15 protein-coding genes and 2 tRNA genes are annotated in these 12,774 nt (G+C 60.5%); 9 read left to right on the top strand and 8 right to left on the bottom strand.

Features of this window, described 5'->3' with window-relative positions; genetic code table 11:
• Positions 1-2: 2 nt before the first annotated feature.
• A tRNA-Pro gene (locus AOA62_RS30665) sits at positions 3-79 on the top strand.
• 190 nt (positions 80-269) lie between these two features.
• Here the strand turns inward: AOA62_RS30665 and AOA62_RS30660 are convergent.
• From AOA62_RS30660 to AOA62_RS30650, 3 genes are all read right to left on the bottom strand, one after another.
• Positions 270-1,568, bottom strand: a complete 1,299-nt coding sequence (locus AOA62_RS30660) for an NAD(P)/FAD-dependent oxidoreductase (RefSeq protein WP_017134502.1) — start codon at positions 1,566-1,568, stop codon at positions 270-272.
• A gap of 60 nt (positions 1,569-1,628) precedes the next feature.
• Entirely contained in the window at positions 1,629-1,802 is a 174-nt protein-coding gene (locus AOA62_RS30655) for a DUF3094 family protein (RefSeq protein WP_017134503.1), read from the bottom strand.
• A gap of 89 nt (positions 1,803-1,891) precedes the next feature.
• Positions 1,892-2,521, bottom strand: a complete 630-nt coding sequence (locus AOA62_RS30650) for a DUF1780 domain-containing protein (protein ID WP_017134504.1) — start codon at positions 2,519-2,521, stop codon at positions 1,892-1,894.
• 129 nt (positions 2,522-2,650) lie between these two features.
• On the opposite strand from AOA62_RS30650, the gene AOA62_RS30645 reads away from it, so the two are divergent.
• Entirely contained in the window at positions 2,651-3,340 is a 690-nt protein-coding gene (locus tag AOA62_RS30645; protein ID WP_099550506.1) for an energy-coupling factor ABC transporter permease, read from the top strand.
• 74 nt (positions 3,341-3,414) lie between these two features.
• Positions 3,415-3,630 (top strand): hypothetical protein, encoded by a 216-nt coding sequence (locus AOA62_RS30640; RefSeq protein ID WP_003171680.1) that lies wholly within the window; start codon positions 3,415-3,417, stop codon positions 3,628-3,630.
• Here AOA62_RS30640 and yacG read toward each other — a convergent pair.
• Genes yacG through AOA62_RS30620 form a run of 4 tightly spaced genes read right to left on the bottom strand, consistent with a single transcriptional unit; the run spans position 3,627 to position 6,515 of the window.
• Positions 3,627-3,827 (bottom strand): DNA gyrase inhibitor YacG, encoded by a 201-nt coding sequence (yacG, locus tag AOA62_RS30635; RefSeq protein WP_017134507.1) that lies wholly within the window; start codon positions 3,825-3,827, stop codon positions 3,627-3,629. The genes AOA62_RS30640 and yacG overlap by 4 nt on opposite strands.
• Positions 3,824-4,447, bottom strand: coding sequence for a dephospho-CoA kinase (coaE, locus tag AOA62_RS30630; RefSeq protein WP_017134508.1), 624 nt, complete (start codon positions 4,445-4,447; stop codon positions 3,824-3,826). Before coaE ends, yacG begins: the two co-directional genes overlap by 4 nt.
• A complete protein-coding gene (locus AOA62_RS30625) occupies positions 4,444-5,310 on the bottom strand; it encodes an A24 family peptidase (protein WP_099550505.1) in 867 nt (288 codons plus the stop codon). The genes coaE and AOA62_RS30625 overlap by 4 nt, the downstream gene beginning before the upstream one ends.
• Positions 5,307-6,515: a type II secretion system F family protein gene (locus AOA62_RS30620; RefSeq protein WP_099550504.1), complete on the bottom strand. Its 1,209-nt coding sequence runs from the start codon at positions 6,513-6,515 to the stop codon at positions 5,307-5,309. Before AOA62_RS30620 ends, AOA62_RS30625 begins: the two co-directional genes overlap by 4 nt.
• 202 nt (positions 6,516-6,717) lie before the next feature.
• Between AOA62_RS30620 and AOA62_RS30615 the strand changes: the two genes are divergently transcribed.
• From AOA62_RS30615 to AOA62_RS30605, 3 genes are all read left to right on the top strand, one after another.
• On the top strand, positions 6,718-7,131 hold the full coding sequence (locus tag AOA62_RS30615) for a pilin (protein WP_099550503.1): 414 nt from the start codon (positions 6,718-6,720) through the stop codon (positions 7,129-7,131).
• A gap of 64 nt (positions 7,132-7,195) precedes the next feature.
• Positions 7,196-7,268: transfer RNA gene (locus AOA62_RS30610), tRNA-Thr, on the top strand.
• Positions 7,269-7,434: 166 nt separating this feature from the next.
• Complete coding sequence (locus tag AOA62_RS30605) at positions 7,435-7,740, top strand: DUF6388 family protein (RefSeq protein WP_017134512.1); 306 nt, start codon at positions 7,435-7,437, stop codon at positions 7,738-7,740.
• Between the two features lie 54 nt (positions 7,741-7,794).
• Here AOA62_RS30605 and nadC read toward each other — a convergent pair whose 3' ends face one another.
• A complete protein-coding gene (gene nadC, locus AOA62_RS30600) occupies positions 7,795-8,643 on the bottom strand; it encodes a carboxylating nicotinate-nucleotide diphosphorylase (RefSeq protein WP_026013482.1) in 849 nt (282 codons plus the stop codon).
• Positions 8,644-8,887: 244 nt separating this feature from the next.
• Between nadC and AOA62_RS30595 the strand changes: the two genes are divergently transcribed.
• The 3 genes from AOA62_RS30595 to ampE all read left to right on the top strand — a co-directional run bounded on the left by AOA62_RS30595 (position 8,888) and on the right by ampE (position 12,502).
• A complete protein-coding gene (locus tag AOA62_RS30595) occupies positions 8,888-11,044 on the top strand; it encodes a DUF1631 domain-containing protein (RefSeq protein WP_099550502.1) in 2,157 nt (718 codons plus the stop codon).
• Between the two features lie 61 nt (positions 11,045-11,105).
• Positions 11,106-11,669: a 1,6-anhydro-N-acetylmuramyl-L-alanine amidase AmpD gene (gene ampD / locus AOA62_RS30590; RefSeq protein WP_099550501.1), complete on the top strand. Its 564-nt coding sequence runs from the start codon at positions 11,106-11,108 to the stop codon at positions 11,667-11,669.
• Positions 11,666-12,502 carry a regulatory signaling modulator protein AmpE gene (gene ampE, locus AOA62_RS30585; protein WP_099550500.1) on the top strand — a complete coding sequence of 279 codons (837 nt, stop codon included), beginning with the start codon at positions 11,666-11,668 and terminating at the stop codon, positions 12,500-12,502. Before ampD ends, ampE begins: the two co-directional genes overlap by 4 nt.
• Positions 12,503-12,774: the final 272 nt, after the last annotated feature.

Here is a 12,774-nt window from a genome sequence, read left to right as displayed (position 1 = left end):
ACCGGGGTATAGCGCAGTCCGGTAGCGCGCCTGCTTTGGGAGCAGGATGTCAGGAGTTCGAATCCCCTTACCCCGACCATATTAAAAATCCTCGTATCGAAAGATACGGGGATTTTTTTTGTGCGCGCAAATCTTAAATATTACGCAAAAAATGTGGGAGCTGGCTTGTCGAATCGTCGCACCGCTGCGATAGCGGTGTATCAGCCTGTGCATCTTGTGCTGATCGATCGCCATCGCGGGCAAGCCAGCTCCCACATTAGTTTGTGTTGTTAATGGAGCTTGAGCCGCGGCTCAGTCCCGCGCCCAATCTTGCTGCCCAGCATCAACATCGCCGTGCGGAAGAACCCGTACAGCGCCATCTGGTGCATGCGGTACAGCGACACGTAGAACATCCGCGCCAGCCAGCCTTCGAGCATCACGCTGCCCGTCAGGTTGCCCATCAAGTTACCCACCGCCGAAAAACGCGACAGCGAGATCAGAGAACCGTAGTCGGTGTACTTGTAGGACGGCAGGTCCTTGCCTTCGATCCGCAGTTTCAGCGACTTGGCCAACAGTGAAGCCTGCTGGTGAGCGGCCTGGGCGCGTGGCGGCACATTGCGGTCGGTGCCCGGTTGCGGGCAGGCGGCGCAGTCGCCAAAGGCGAAGATGTTTTCATCACGGGTGGTTTGCAGCGTCGGCAATACCTGCAATTGATTGATGCGGTTGGTTTCCAGCCCGTCAATATCCTTGAGGAAGGCCGGTGCGCGGATACCCGCAGCCCAGACCTTGAGGCTCGCTGGAATGACCTGGCCGCTGCTGGTGATCAAGGCATCCGCGGTCACTTCGCTGACCGCCGAGTTGGTCAGTACCGTTACCCCAAGTTTCTCCAGGGTTTTGTGCACAGGCCCGCCGATCCGCTCCGGCAGCGCGGGCAATACCCGTGGGCCGGCTTCGATCAGGGTGATGTGCATGTTTTCCGGTTTGATGCGGTCCAGGCCATAGGCAGCCAGCTCATGGGCGGCGTTGTGCAGTTCAGCGGCCAATTCGACGCCCGTCGCACCAGCGCCGACGATAGCGACGCTGATGTTCTCTTCCACGTCGGTCTGGCCCGCATGGGCGCGCAGATAGTGGTTGAGCAATTGTTGATGGAAGCGCTCGGCCTGTTTGCGGGTGTCGAGGAACAGACAGTGTTGCGCCGCGCCCTCGGTGCCGAAATCGTTGGTGGTGCTGCCGACTGCGATCACCAGGCTGTCATAACCCAGCACGCGCGCAGGCACCAGCTCACGGCCTTCTTCATCGAGGGTCGCGGCCAGCTGGATTTTTTTCTGTTCACGGTCAAGCCCGCTCATGCGCCCCAGTTGGAACTCGAAGTGGTTCCATTTGGCCTGGGCGACGTAATTGAGCTCGTCTTCCGAAGAGTTCAGCGAACCGGCGGCCACTTCGTGCAGCAGCGGTTTCCAGATATGGGTGAGGTTGGCGTCCACCAGCGTGATGCTGGCGGTGCCGCGCTTGCCCAGAGTCTTACCCAGGCGGGTAGCCAACTCCAGGCCGCCGGCGCCGCCGCCGACGATAATAATACGATGGGTCATGGGGATATCTCGCAAGGCTAAAAGAAATCGGAGCAGTTACCCTCGCGAGCGCGATGCAGCTCATAGCGTCAGGTAACTCAAAAGGCGGCTCAGCAGGCCGAGCCCGATCACCACCAACAGCACCACACCCAGGAGCAGCCACGGCCGGAAAGGCTTGCGCTCGACTCGGTTTTGGGAGAGTTGCAGGTACTCTTCGACATGCTGTTGGTCATCGGGGTTCAGGCGGCTGGTCATAAAGGCCTCGTCAGGTAGACGTTGCAAAAGGGCGCCACGTTACAGCCAGAAGGTTGGCGGGCTCGCCACAAGCGTAGCCGGTGCCCGCGTCACAGGCTGATGCCCACATCGAATACTATGCTGCGCCCCAGGTTGTTGCGCAAGAAGTCCGGTGCGTCCGGGTGGGCAAACAGTACGCGCGCAAAGGTCGGGCCTACCAACGACAGCGAGCGCCAGCCTTGGCGCAGGTATTCGGTAGGCGGTGGGAAATGGCTGTTGAGGTCCAGCACTTCACGCTTGAGGCTGGTGAAGGCAATCAGGTCCAACTCGCCCAGGTCTATGCCGCGTTCTTTGTAGTTATGTGCCTTTTTGCGCAACGTCGGCGCCAGGCGCAGCAGGAATTCATGGGCCGGAATGCGCCGTGGCTTGGCTTCGCGTCGCACCAACTGGCTCAAGGAAAACGCACTGCGCCGCCGCAGCAACTCATCACGCCATTCGTCGTTCAGGCGCCGGCCTTCATCCAATACGAAAAAAACTTCGAAACTGGCGTCGCGAAACAACACGTCCGGCGGCTCTTGGCCGGCGGGGTGAAACTCTTCGGCACGGTAAGGCACGTTCAAGCCTTGCAGCAGGCGCTGGCAGACCCAACGCTCACGCTCCCATTTGCGGGCATTGGACAGGAACGCATTGGCTTGTTCGGCCGCTACGGTGAGCAGGCGCAAATAATCTGAGTCATCCATATTGGCAGCTTAGCGTCCAATTGATGACCGCAGGAAGTCTTGCTTTGAAACGCCGGTGTAGACTGCTCATTCAACAGCAACTGCATGGACGAGGTGTGTGGTGAGGTTTTCTGCAAAGGCATTACGCTCGTGATCAGCGCTGCAGTGTTGGCGCCGCAAACGCTCATCATTGGCTGGCTGTTTTACGCGCCATTGGTCATGTGGGCGATCCTGCGCGCACCGTGGGTCGAGTTGTTTGCCGACCGGCGGCGCCAGCATTTGCTGTTCGGCACCGTGTTTGCCCTGTTTATGCTCTGGCTGGTACGGCGGGATTTCGACACCGGTGTGTCTTACCACTTTATCGGCATGACCGCCGTGACCCTGCTGCTGGATTGGCCCCTGGCTATCGTCGGCGGGTTGGCCGCGCAATTGGGTTTGGTGCTGCTGGGGCGCCAGGACCTGGCGGCGGTCGGGGTCAATGGTTTGCTGCTGATTGGTTTGCCGGTGCTGGTCACCGAGACCTGCGCGCTGCTGGTGGAGCGGGCGCAACCGCGCAACCCCTTTGTGTATATCTTCTGTTCCGGCTTTTTCGCCGCAGCGCTGTCGGCACTGCTGTGCCTGCTGGCGGCGTTGGGGTTGTTGTGGTTTGACGGCCGTTTTGCCATGCCCGAGTGGCTGGAAGACTTCGTCGGTTACCTGTGGCTGATCATCTTCCCCGAGGCGTTTATCAACGGCATGGTCGTCAGTGCCCTGGTGGTGTTCTGCCCGGAATGGCTGGAGACCTTCAACCGTACGCGCTACCTGTCGGCGCCGTGGAAGGATGACGATTCGCGGCGTTGATCCAGATCAAATCCCAGGCGGCCGCGCAGGCCCATGCTCTGCGAAATTTTACTGAGCAGGGCGGGGCACAGACTATGAGTGTGTACGAATGGGCGCGGCAAGAGTTGCGCAGAAGCCAGGATGCGGCACAGGAAATCGGTTTTGACCCAGGCCTTACCCTGCGCGCCATGCTCAGTGCGGTGGTGCAGCAGAGCAAGGGTGTGCGCAGTTTTGAAGACCTGGCCGACGAGCTGCAATACCTTGCAGAAAACCTCGACGACCAGCAGGAATACGCCTTTATGCGGCCTTAGTGGCGCGGCGGCAGGTCTTCTGAGAACAGCTCGTCCTCGGCATCCGGGCTCACCGGAATCTTGTGTTCTTCCGCGGCCCAGGCGCCAAGGTCGATAAGCTTGCAGCGGTCCGAGCAGAACGGCCGGTTGAGGTTGTCGGGTTTCCATTCCACGGGTGCGCCGCAGGTTGGGCAGTCGACGGTCAAGGGTTGGCTCATGATCGGCCTCCACGCAAAGTAAGGTAAAAGTGGTGCAGTCGCTCGACCTCGCTGTGCAGCCAGGCGAGGTCCTTGTCGTTGACCAGCACGTCATCGGCATGGTTCAGACGGTCTTCACGGCTGGACTGAGCCTTGAGGATCGCCTGCACCTGCTGTTCGCTGATGCCGTCGCGCTGCAGGGTACGCTGAATCTGCAGCGATTGCGGCACGTCGATCACCAGGATGCGCTGGGTCATGCTGTACTGGCCGGACTCGATCAGCAGCGGTGAGACCAGGATCGCGTAAGGCGATTGCGCACGCGCCAGATGGCTGCGAATTTCTTCGCCAATCAACGGGTGCAGCAGGGCTTCCAGCCAGCGACGTTCTTCGGGAACTTCAAAGATCAGCTTGCGCAGGGCGGCGCGGTCCAACTGGCCGTCCGCCTGCAGCACACCTGCACCAAAATGCTCGGCAATGCGTGCGAGTGCTGGCCGGCCGGGTTCGACCACCCAGCGTGCGGCATGGTCGGCATCGACCAGGTCAATGCCCAGGTCGATAAAGTGCTGGGCGGCCGCGCTTTTACCGCTGCCGATGCCGCCGGTGAGGCCTAGAATCCAGGGTGTTGCGACACAAGTGGTCATCTGAAACCGACAGACTGCAAATAGAAGTCGGTTATTTGACCACCCCAGAGCAATGCAATCCAGCCGGCAATTGCCAGGCACGGGCCAAATGGCATCGGCACCGATGCCTGGGACTTGCGCAAACGCATCAGGACAAGGCCTGCGAACACGCCCAGCAGCGACGCTATCAGCAGCGTCATCGGCAGGATCTGCCAACCACCCCAGGCACCGAGCAGGGCCAATAGCTTGAAATCGCCATAACCCATGCCGTCCTTGCCGGTGACCACCTTGAACACCCAGAACACGCTCCACAGGCACACATAGCCTATGACTGCGCCCCACAGCGCATCGGGCAGCGTCGCCAACAAGCCGCCGCTATTGAGGACCAGCCCCAGCCACAGCAGTGGCAACACCAGCACATCCGGCAGCAGTTGATGATCGATGTCGATCAGGCTCATCGCCAGCAGGCCCCAACCCAGCAGCATCACTGCGCCAGCTTGCCAGCCGAAGCCAAAATGCCAGGCGACCATGGCCGAGAGCAACGCACAGGCCAGTTCGGTAAAGGGGTAACGCGCGCTGATAGACTCGCGGCAGCGGGCGCAGCGCCCCTTGAGTAGCAGGTAGCTGAGTACCGGGATATTTTCCCAGGGGCGAATCGGCTGGCTGCAATGCGCACAGCACGAGTTGGGATGCATCAGGTTGTAGACAGGGCAGGCGGGGTCGGCCGGCAGGCCGAGTATTTCCTGGGCCTGGGCGCGCCATTCGCGCACGAGCATCTTCGGCAGGCGCCACACCAGCACATTGAGAAAGCTGCCGACGATCAGGCCGAGCACCAACGCCATCCCGACAAAGACCCAGGGTTGTTCACCCAGCAGCAGGCTCAAAACGCCGACCCCAACTGGAACACCGGCAGATACATCGCAATCACCAACGCGCCGACAATGCCCCCCAACACCACCATGATCAGTGGCTCCATCAGGCTGGTGAGGTTATCGACCAGGTTCTCCACATCGGCTTCATAGTGGTTGGCGACTTTTTCCAGCATGAGGTCCAGGGTGCCCGACTCTTCACCGATGGCCGTCATCTGGATGGCCATGCTGGGGAACAGCCCGCTGTGGGCCATGGACTGGTTCAACGGCACACCTGTGGATACATCGTGCCGCATATGTTCGATCGCCTTTGTGAACAATCCATTGCCTGCCGCGCCTGCCACGGAGTCCAGAGCCTGCACCAATGGCACGCCCGCGGCAAAGGTGGTTGAAAGTGTACGGGCGTAGCGGGCGATGGCTGAGCGCCTCAGCAGTGTGCCAGCCAGGGGCGCGTTCAACAAAGCGGCATCCAGCCGGTCACGAAACCCCGGGTAAGCCCGATAGGCATGGCGCAGCGCAGTTATTGCCATACTCAGCCCCAAGGCAAGCATCCACCAGGCGTGCTGCAGGAAGTTGGACAGCGCAATCACCAGCAAGGTAAAGCCCGGCAGTTGGCCGTTTACCCCGGCGAAGAGGTTCTGGAACTGCGGCACCACGTGGATAAGCAAAACTGCACTGACCAGACAGGCGACGACGATTACGGCGATAGGGTAGGTCATGGCTTTTTTGATTCGCGCCTTGAGCTGCTGGCTTTTTTCCAGGTGAATCGCCACCCGTTCGAGCAATGTTTCCAGGGCGCCTGCCTGTTCGCCTGCGGCAACCAGGTTGCAATACAAATCATCAAAGTGACGCGGCTGTTTGCGCAGCGCTGCTGCCAGGCTACTACCGGCGGCAATCTCCTGCTTCAAGCCTTTTATCAACGCGCGCATCTGCCGGTTTTCGAAGCCTTCGCAGATGATGTCGAACGCCTGCAGCAGCGCAATGCCGGCCTTTAACAGGGTCGCCAATTGGCGCGTGAACAGCGCGATGTCGGCGGGTTTTATCGGCGCGGCAAAATATGGCCGGTGCGAAGCCTTTTTGCGCACGCGTCCGGGGTAAATCCCCTGCTGGCGCAGCTGTGCCTTGATCAGTGCCAGGTTATGCCCGGTGGCTTGCCCGGACACCCGGCGGCCTTTGCGGTTGGTGCCTTCCCAGGCGTAGATCGTTGAAGCTTCATTCATGGCACAGGTCCGCACACAGGTCGTCGTAGATTTATAGCTTAGTCAGATGACGGATTCGGACCGCTCGTGGGCGCGCGATAAAATGTCAGAATGTGCGTCTTACCCACAATTGGGCGCTCACGGATGAGTACACTGGCGCCGCTGCACACTGCGGGGCGCAGGACGCGCCTTGATAAGGTTTTTATTCTGGAGAGTGAATGTGATGCGTCAGAAAGGCTTTACCTTGATCGAGTTGTTGATCGTCGTGGCAATCATCGGCATTTTGGCCACCATCGGTCTGCCCATGTACACCAAGCACCAGGCCAAGGCCAAGTTCACGGCGGGGCTGGCTGAAATTGCGGCGTTGAAGGCCGGTTTTGAAGACACCCTTAACCAGGGCACTGTGCCGACCTTGCCTTTGATTGGTGGCACCAGCCCGACTGCCAACTGCACGATCACCGTAACCGGCGATGTGGCCACGGGCGTCGGTTCCATTACCTGCGAAATCCTCGATGCACCTGCGCCGGTACTGGGCAAGACCATCACCTTGACGCGCAGCGCCACCCAGGGTTGGGCCTGTGCCAGCACGGTCGAGGCGCAGTACGCCGCCAAGGGTTGCGGCGCCGACGGGGCGTAATGCCTGCCGGGCGGTCAGCGAGTTTGTTGCTGCCTGCCCAATGCGGTGCTAGCTTTAGCCCACCGCCCGTGTAGCTCAGTTGGTAGAGCAGCGCACTCGTAACGCGAAGGTCGCAGGTTCGACTCCTGTCTCGGGCACAAGGCAACACTGTTTCAACGGCGACACTGTTTCAAAGGCAACGTTTTCAGATGATCCCAGAATGGTTCTGAAGGCCAGACGAGGCGGCATTCGTGCCCACTCTTTTGTATCTGCGCAACCTTGATGACCCAGATGCATCCCCATTCCATGATCTAAGAGAACAACATGACCACACAAGAAATGACCCAGGAACAGCGGCACGAAGCAGCCCTCAAAAAATACGTCGCGGAATCCCCGGAACTGCTCGACGAGATCAAGGACCTGAGCGCCGATGATCAAAAGGACCAGATCCAGTGGGCCTTCGAGGATGAGGCCGAGGCCCAGGGCCTGCAGCCATGGGAACTGACCCTCAAGTACACCTCGACGCCGCAAGAGTTCGAAGCGGCGCGCCTGGCCTTGCACAAGGAGGCCGCCGAGGTACTGGGCGTTGACTGGAACGAGTATTGCGGGATGAATAATCTCGCGATCTGAGCGCGAAATTGAAGGAGCGAGCAACCTCGCTCCTTTTGCTCGGATGTTGCTTGCTCAGATGCTCAGTCGCATCGACAAATCCACCGCCTTCACATCCTTGGTCATCGCACCGATGGAAATGTAATCCACCCCGGTCTGCGCGATAGGCAGCAAGGTGGTTTCATTGATCCCGCCGCTGGCTTCCAGCTTGGCCTTGCCGGCATTCAGGCGCACGGCCTCACGCATGTCATCCAGGCTCAATTCGTCGAGCATGATGATATCGGCGCCCGCCGCCAGTGCTTCACGCAGCTCCTCCAGGCTTTCCACTTCGATTTCCACTGGCTTGCCCGGCGCGATCTTGTGGGCGGCGGTAATCGCCTCGGCAATCCCGCCACAGGCGGCGATATGGTTTTCCTTGATCAGGAACGCGTCATACAACCCGATGCGATGGTTGTGGCAACCGCCGCAAGTCACGGCGTACTTCTGCGCCAGGCGCAGGCCCGGCAGGGTTTTGCGGGTGTCCAGCAACTTGACCTGAGTGCTGGCGACAAAGTCCGCCAAGTACTGCGCGCGCGTGGCGACGCCTGACAACATCTGCAGAAAATTCAGCGCACACCTTTCGCCGCTCAGCAGTGAGCGTGCCGGGCCTTCGAGGTGGAACAGCACTTGATTGGGGCTCACACGCTCACCGTCGGCCACCTGCCAATGCACCGCAACCCGTGGGTCGAGCTGGCGGAACACCGCGTCCACCCAGGCGGTGCCGGCGATAACGGCTGCGTCGCGGGTAATGATGGTGGCCTTGGCCAGCCGTTCGGCCGGGATCAGTTGCGCAGTGATGTCGCCGCTGCCGATGTCTTCCAGCAGTGCGCGGCGCACGTTGGCTTCGATTTCGGCGGTGAGGTCGGCAAGACGGAGATTCGGCATAACAGGCTCCACAAACAAAGTGCCTCGATTATAGGGGCAGCGCGCCGCCGAACCCATACTCGCCACTCATTTACAGCGCATTGGCAGAGTTCACTGGCGCAACAGCCCCCATTTGCAAGATAATCTCGCGCCTTGCGATTGGCGTCATAGCTTTGACGTCCTTGGAGATAACCGGTGTTTGCAGCCCGATGGGGCCTGTAGCCGATTTTTCCCCAACTCATCACCGCCGTTTCAGGAGGCCAGGATGCACATTGACGGAAAGGTGGTGCCCATCAATCGGGCACAGGCCACGCCATCGCCGCTCGCGCGCCTGCCGGTGGTGTTGCTGCAGGTTCGCGACAAGGCTGCACAGCAGTTGCAGCAAGGTTTGCAGGAGCTGTTCGATAACGCTGACGACACCTTGTTTGAAATGGCCGACAAGGCCCGCAGCAACGTCGACCACCATATTTTCTTTGAAGCCATGCGTGACCTGCGCCTCAAACGCAAGAATTTCGAGCGCGTGTTCATGGAGCAATTGTTCGCCGCATTTATCGACCTGGGCCAGGCCGAGCGCGGTGAGTTTCACCTGGTGCCGATGGTGTCCTATGAGGCGGCGCCGGGTACGTCCAGTGATGAGCTGGAAAAAGCCGTCGCGCTGGAGGCCATGCTCGGCCGGGTGCGCCATCGCGATGGCCTGGCGCTGGGGCAATTGACCGCGCGCCTGGGCGCGTTGCTCGGCAACCCCCTGGATGAGCGCGATAACCCGCTTGGCCCGGCACTGCTGTGCGAGTTCTTCCTGCGTGCGGGGCGGAGCCTGGGGGTGGAGATTCGCGTCAAGCTGATCATGCTCAAGCTGTTCGAAAAGTATGTGCTCAGTGACGCCGACCAACTGTACGCCGAGGCCAACCAACTGCTGGTTGCCACTGGCGTTTTGCCGCAGCTCAAGGCTGTGCCGTCACGCCGCCCAGGTGGGCGTGAAGCTCGCGAGCAGCAGCGCGAAGGCAGTGTGCAGGCCGTTGATCAGCCCATGGATGAAAACGGCCAGCAAGCCTTCGCCGCGTTGCAGAAGTTGCTCGCTGCCGTGCGTGGCAGCGTCGCGCCCACCCTGGAAGCCAGCGCCGAACCCCAGCCCATCGCCACCCGCGATTTGCTGCGCCTGCTCTCCCACCTGCAGCAATATGTGCCGGAGCCCGAGGCCGAAGACGACTTCGACCTGCGTAACCAGCTTGAACAGTTGTTGACCCGCGTGAGCGTCAAGAGCGGTAAATCCCGTGTGGTGGAAGACGCCGATGAGGATGTGATCAACCTGGTCGCGCTGTTGTTCGAGTTCATCCTCACTGACCACTGCGTGCCTGACGTATTCAAGGCCTTGATCGCACGCTTGCAGATTCCGCTGTTGAAAGTGGCGGTGCTGGACAAGAGTTTTTTCAGCCGCGCCAGCCACCCGGCGCGACGTCTGCTCAATGAAATCGCCAGCGCCGCCATGACATGGAGCCCGCGCGATGACTATCAGCGTGACAGCCTGTACCTGCGCACTGAGCAGGTGGTGCAACGGCTGTTGAATGAGTTCGTCGAAGACCTGGCGATTTTCCCCCAGGTGCTGGCGCAGTTCAGTGCCTCTACTGCCGACGAGCGCCACCGCAGCGAGTTGCTCGAACAGCACACCTGTGAGGCCGAAGAAGGTCGGGTGCGCAAAGACGCCGCGCGTCAGCGGGTGGCCGAGGTGCTCAATCGACGGTTGGTGGGCCGAGTGTTGCCGCAGTCCGTGGTGCAGTTTATCCAGCAGGCCTGGAGCCAGGTGCTGTTGCTGGCCAGCCTCAAGCAGGGCGAGCAGTCAGTGCAATGGCAGGCGGCCGTGCGCACCATGGACGAATTGATCTGGAGCGTCAGCCTGCAAAAAGACACCGAGGCCGGCCGGCACTTGCTTGAGCAACTGCCCGGCCTGCTCAAAGCCTTGCGTGATGGGTTGACCAGTGCTGCGTTCGACCCCTTCAGCACTCGCGAATTTTTTGTACGTTTGCAGGCCATGCACCTGCAGTCGTTCGAAGGCGAGTGCCTGGACACGCTGATCGAGGTGCGTGAGCCGTTTTCGCTCAGTAGCGAGGTGCCTGACGCCATCCCGAGTCTGCCCAGTGATGATCCGGAGTTGCTCAAGGTCCAGCAGTTGCACATTGGTCACTGGTTTGAGTTCCAGCAGGAGGACGGCAGCCGGCTGCGTTGCAAGCTGAAGGCCATCATGGCGCCGGCCAACCGCTATATTTTTGTCAGCCGCACCGGGCTCAAAGCCCTCGAGAAAAGTGCCGGCCAATTGGCCATGGCCCTCAAGCAGGGCGCGCTGCGCAGCCTTGATGAGGGGCTGCTGTTCGACCGCGCGCTGACGTCGGTGATTGGCACGCTGCGCCAACTCAATCGCGGCAAGTGATCGCAACCGCAGGGCTGAACGCGGCATACTGGTAACACCTCGTCTCATTCAAGGAACCCGTATGCAGTTGGACCCCACCAGCGGTTGGTGCCAGGGCATCCGTCATTGCCCGTCGCCCAACTTCAATGAGCGCCCCGCCGGCGAGATCTCACTGTTGGTGGTGCATAACATCAGCCTGCCACCGGGGCAGTTTGCTACTGGCAAAGTGCAGGAGTTTTTCCAGAACCGCCTGGACGTCACGGAGCATCCCTACTTTGAAAGCATTGCCAGCCTACGGGTGTCTGCGCATTTTCTGATTGAACGCGACGGCTTGGTGACACAATTTGTGTCGTGCCTGGAGCGTGCCTGGCATGCCGGGGTGTCCAGTTTCGAGGGGCGTGAAGTGTGCAATGACTTTTCCCTCGGGATCGAACTGGAAGGCACGGACGAGCTACCGTTCACCGATGCGCAATATGTGTCGCTGATCGACCTGGCCCGGCAACTGTTGTCGGCCTACCCAGGCATTACCCAGCAGCGTATTTGTGGTCACAGTGATATCGCACCGGGACGCAAGACCGATCCAGGCCCGGCTTTTGATTGGACGCGCTTTCGCAGCGCCCTGCAGGATGGAGGACACGCACGATGAGTTTCCTGGTGTTGGTGCTGGCGGTGTGGATCGAGAAGTTCTCGGCCCTGCGTCGGCGGTTGCAACGTGACGGCGGATGGCTGCGCGAGCTGGCCAAGCTGGAGTCGAGCCCGCGCATGGGCAAGCAGCCTTGGCTGATCCTGATACTGCTGGTGTTGTTGCCGGTGGCCGTGCTGGGGTTGTTGCTGTTGGTGCTGGAACCCGTGGCTTATGGCCTGTTGGCGCTGCCGGTGCATTTGCTGGTGGTGATCTACAGCCTGGGGCGCGGCGATCTGCTGGGCGAGCTTGGGCCGTTTCGCGACGCCTGGCGGCGCGGTGACCTGCAAGCTGCCGAGCACGTTGCCGAGCGCGACCTGAAGGTGGCCGCCGACAGTGGCGAGCAACTGCTGGAGCGGGTTCAAGGCCATTTGCTGTGGCAGGCCTACCAAAGCTTTTTTGCGGTGATTTTCTGGTATTTCCTGCTTGGCCCGGTCGCGGCCCTGGCTTATCGCCTGTTGGCATTGGCCAGCGAGAACAGCCAGAACCCGCTGGTCGCCGAACGCGCCGGGCAATTGCGTCACGCATTTGATTGGCTGCCGGTGCGTCTGTTGGCGGCCAGCTTTGCCCTGGTGGGTAACTTTGTCGCGGTCAGCCGGGTGATGCTGCATGAGCTGTTGAGCTGGGACATCAGCGCTGCGCAACTGATGGAAAAAGTCGGCTTGGTGGCGGCCGAAATTCCACCACCGGTGGTGGGGGCCGATGGCATCAACAGCCTGGATCGTCTGTGGGAACTGCTGCTGCGGGCTGCGGTGCTGTGGTATGCGGGGTTTGCGATTTGGACGGTGTTGCCTTAGCTCCGTACGGTCAAAATGTGGGAGCTGGCTTGCCTGCGATGGCGGCTTGTGGGTGTACATATCCATTGCTGCGGTAACGGCTGCTTAGGGTTCCGCCCTTACGGCGGGTCACTTTTGTAAAGACACAAAAGTAACCAAAAGGTCTTCGCCCCAACACTCGGTGCCTCGCTATGGCTCGGCATGCCCGCAATCCGCCAGTGATTTGGGGGGCCGCCGCGATGGGCCATCCTTGGCCCAGCGCGGCTAAACCGGCATCCCTGCCGGTTTACCCC

The sequence above is a fragment of the Pseudomonas sp. 2995-3 genome (genome assembly GCF_002742565.1).
Classification (GTDB): Bacteria; Pseudomonadota; Gammaproteobacteria; order Pseudomonadales; family Pseudomonadaceae; genus Aquipseudomonas; species Aquipseudomonas edaphica.
The sequence above is the reverse complement of the archived record's forward strand: the minus strand, read 5'-3'. Positions and strand labels throughout refer to the sequence as shown.

What these genes read in the sequence shown, in the direction of transcription:
- AOA62_RS30595 (WP_099550502.1), top strand. Translation starts at nt 8,888, where the DNA reads ATGCACATTGACGGAAAGGTGGTGCCCATCAATCGGGCACAGGCCACG.
- AOA62_RS30620 (WP_099550504.1), bottom strand. Translation starts at nt 6,515, where the DNA reads ATGAATGAAGCTTCAACGATCTACGCCTGGGAAGGCACCAACCGCAAA.
- AOA62_RS30605 (WP_017134512.1), top strand. Translation starts at nt 7,435, where the DNA reads ATGACCACACAAGAAATGACCCAGGAACAGCGGCACGAAGCAGCCCTC.
- AOA62_RS30655 (WP_017134503.1), bottom strand. Translation starts at nt 1,802, where the DNA reads ATGACCAGCCGCCTGAACCCCGATGACCAACAGCATGTCGAAGAGTAC.
- coaE (WP_017134508.1), bottom strand. Translation starts at nt 4,447, where the DNA reads ATGACCACTTGTGTCGCAACACCCTGGATTCTAGGCCTCACCGGCGGC.
- ampD (WP_099550501.1), top strand. Translation starts at nt 11,106, where the DNA reads ATGCAGTTGGACCCCACCAGCGGTTGGTGCCAGGGCATCCGTCATTGC.
- ampE (WP_099550500.1), top strand. Translation starts at nt 11,666, where the DNA reads ATGAGTTTCCTGGTGTTGGTGCTGGCGGTGTGGATCGAGAAGTTCTCG.
- nadC (WP_026013482.1), bottom strand. Translation starts at nt 8,643, where the DNA reads ATGCCGAATCTCCGTCTTGCCGACCTCACCGCCGAAATCGAAGCCAAC.
- yacG (WP_017134507.1), bottom strand. Translation starts at nt 3,827, where the DNA reads ATGAGCCAACCCTTGACCGTCGACTGCCCAACCTGCGGCGCACCCGTG.
- AOA62_RS30615 (WP_099550503.1), top strand. Translation starts at nt 6,718, where the DNA reads ATGCGTCAGAAAGGCTTTACCTTGATCGAGTTGTTGATCGTCGTGGCA.
- AOA62_RS30660 (WP_017134502.1), bottom strand. Translation starts at nt 1,568, where the DNA reads ATGACCCATCGTATTATTATCGTCGGCGGCGGCGCCGGCGGCCTGGAG.
- AOA62_RS30640 (WP_003171680.1), top strand. Translation starts at nt 3,415, where the DNA reads ATGAGTGTGTACGAATGGGCGCGGCAAGAGTTGCGCAGAAGCCAGGAT.
- AOA62_RS30650 (WP_017134504.1), bottom strand. Translation starts at nt 2,521, where the DNA reads ATGGATGACTCAGATTATTTGCGCCTGCTCACCGTAGCGGCCGAACAA.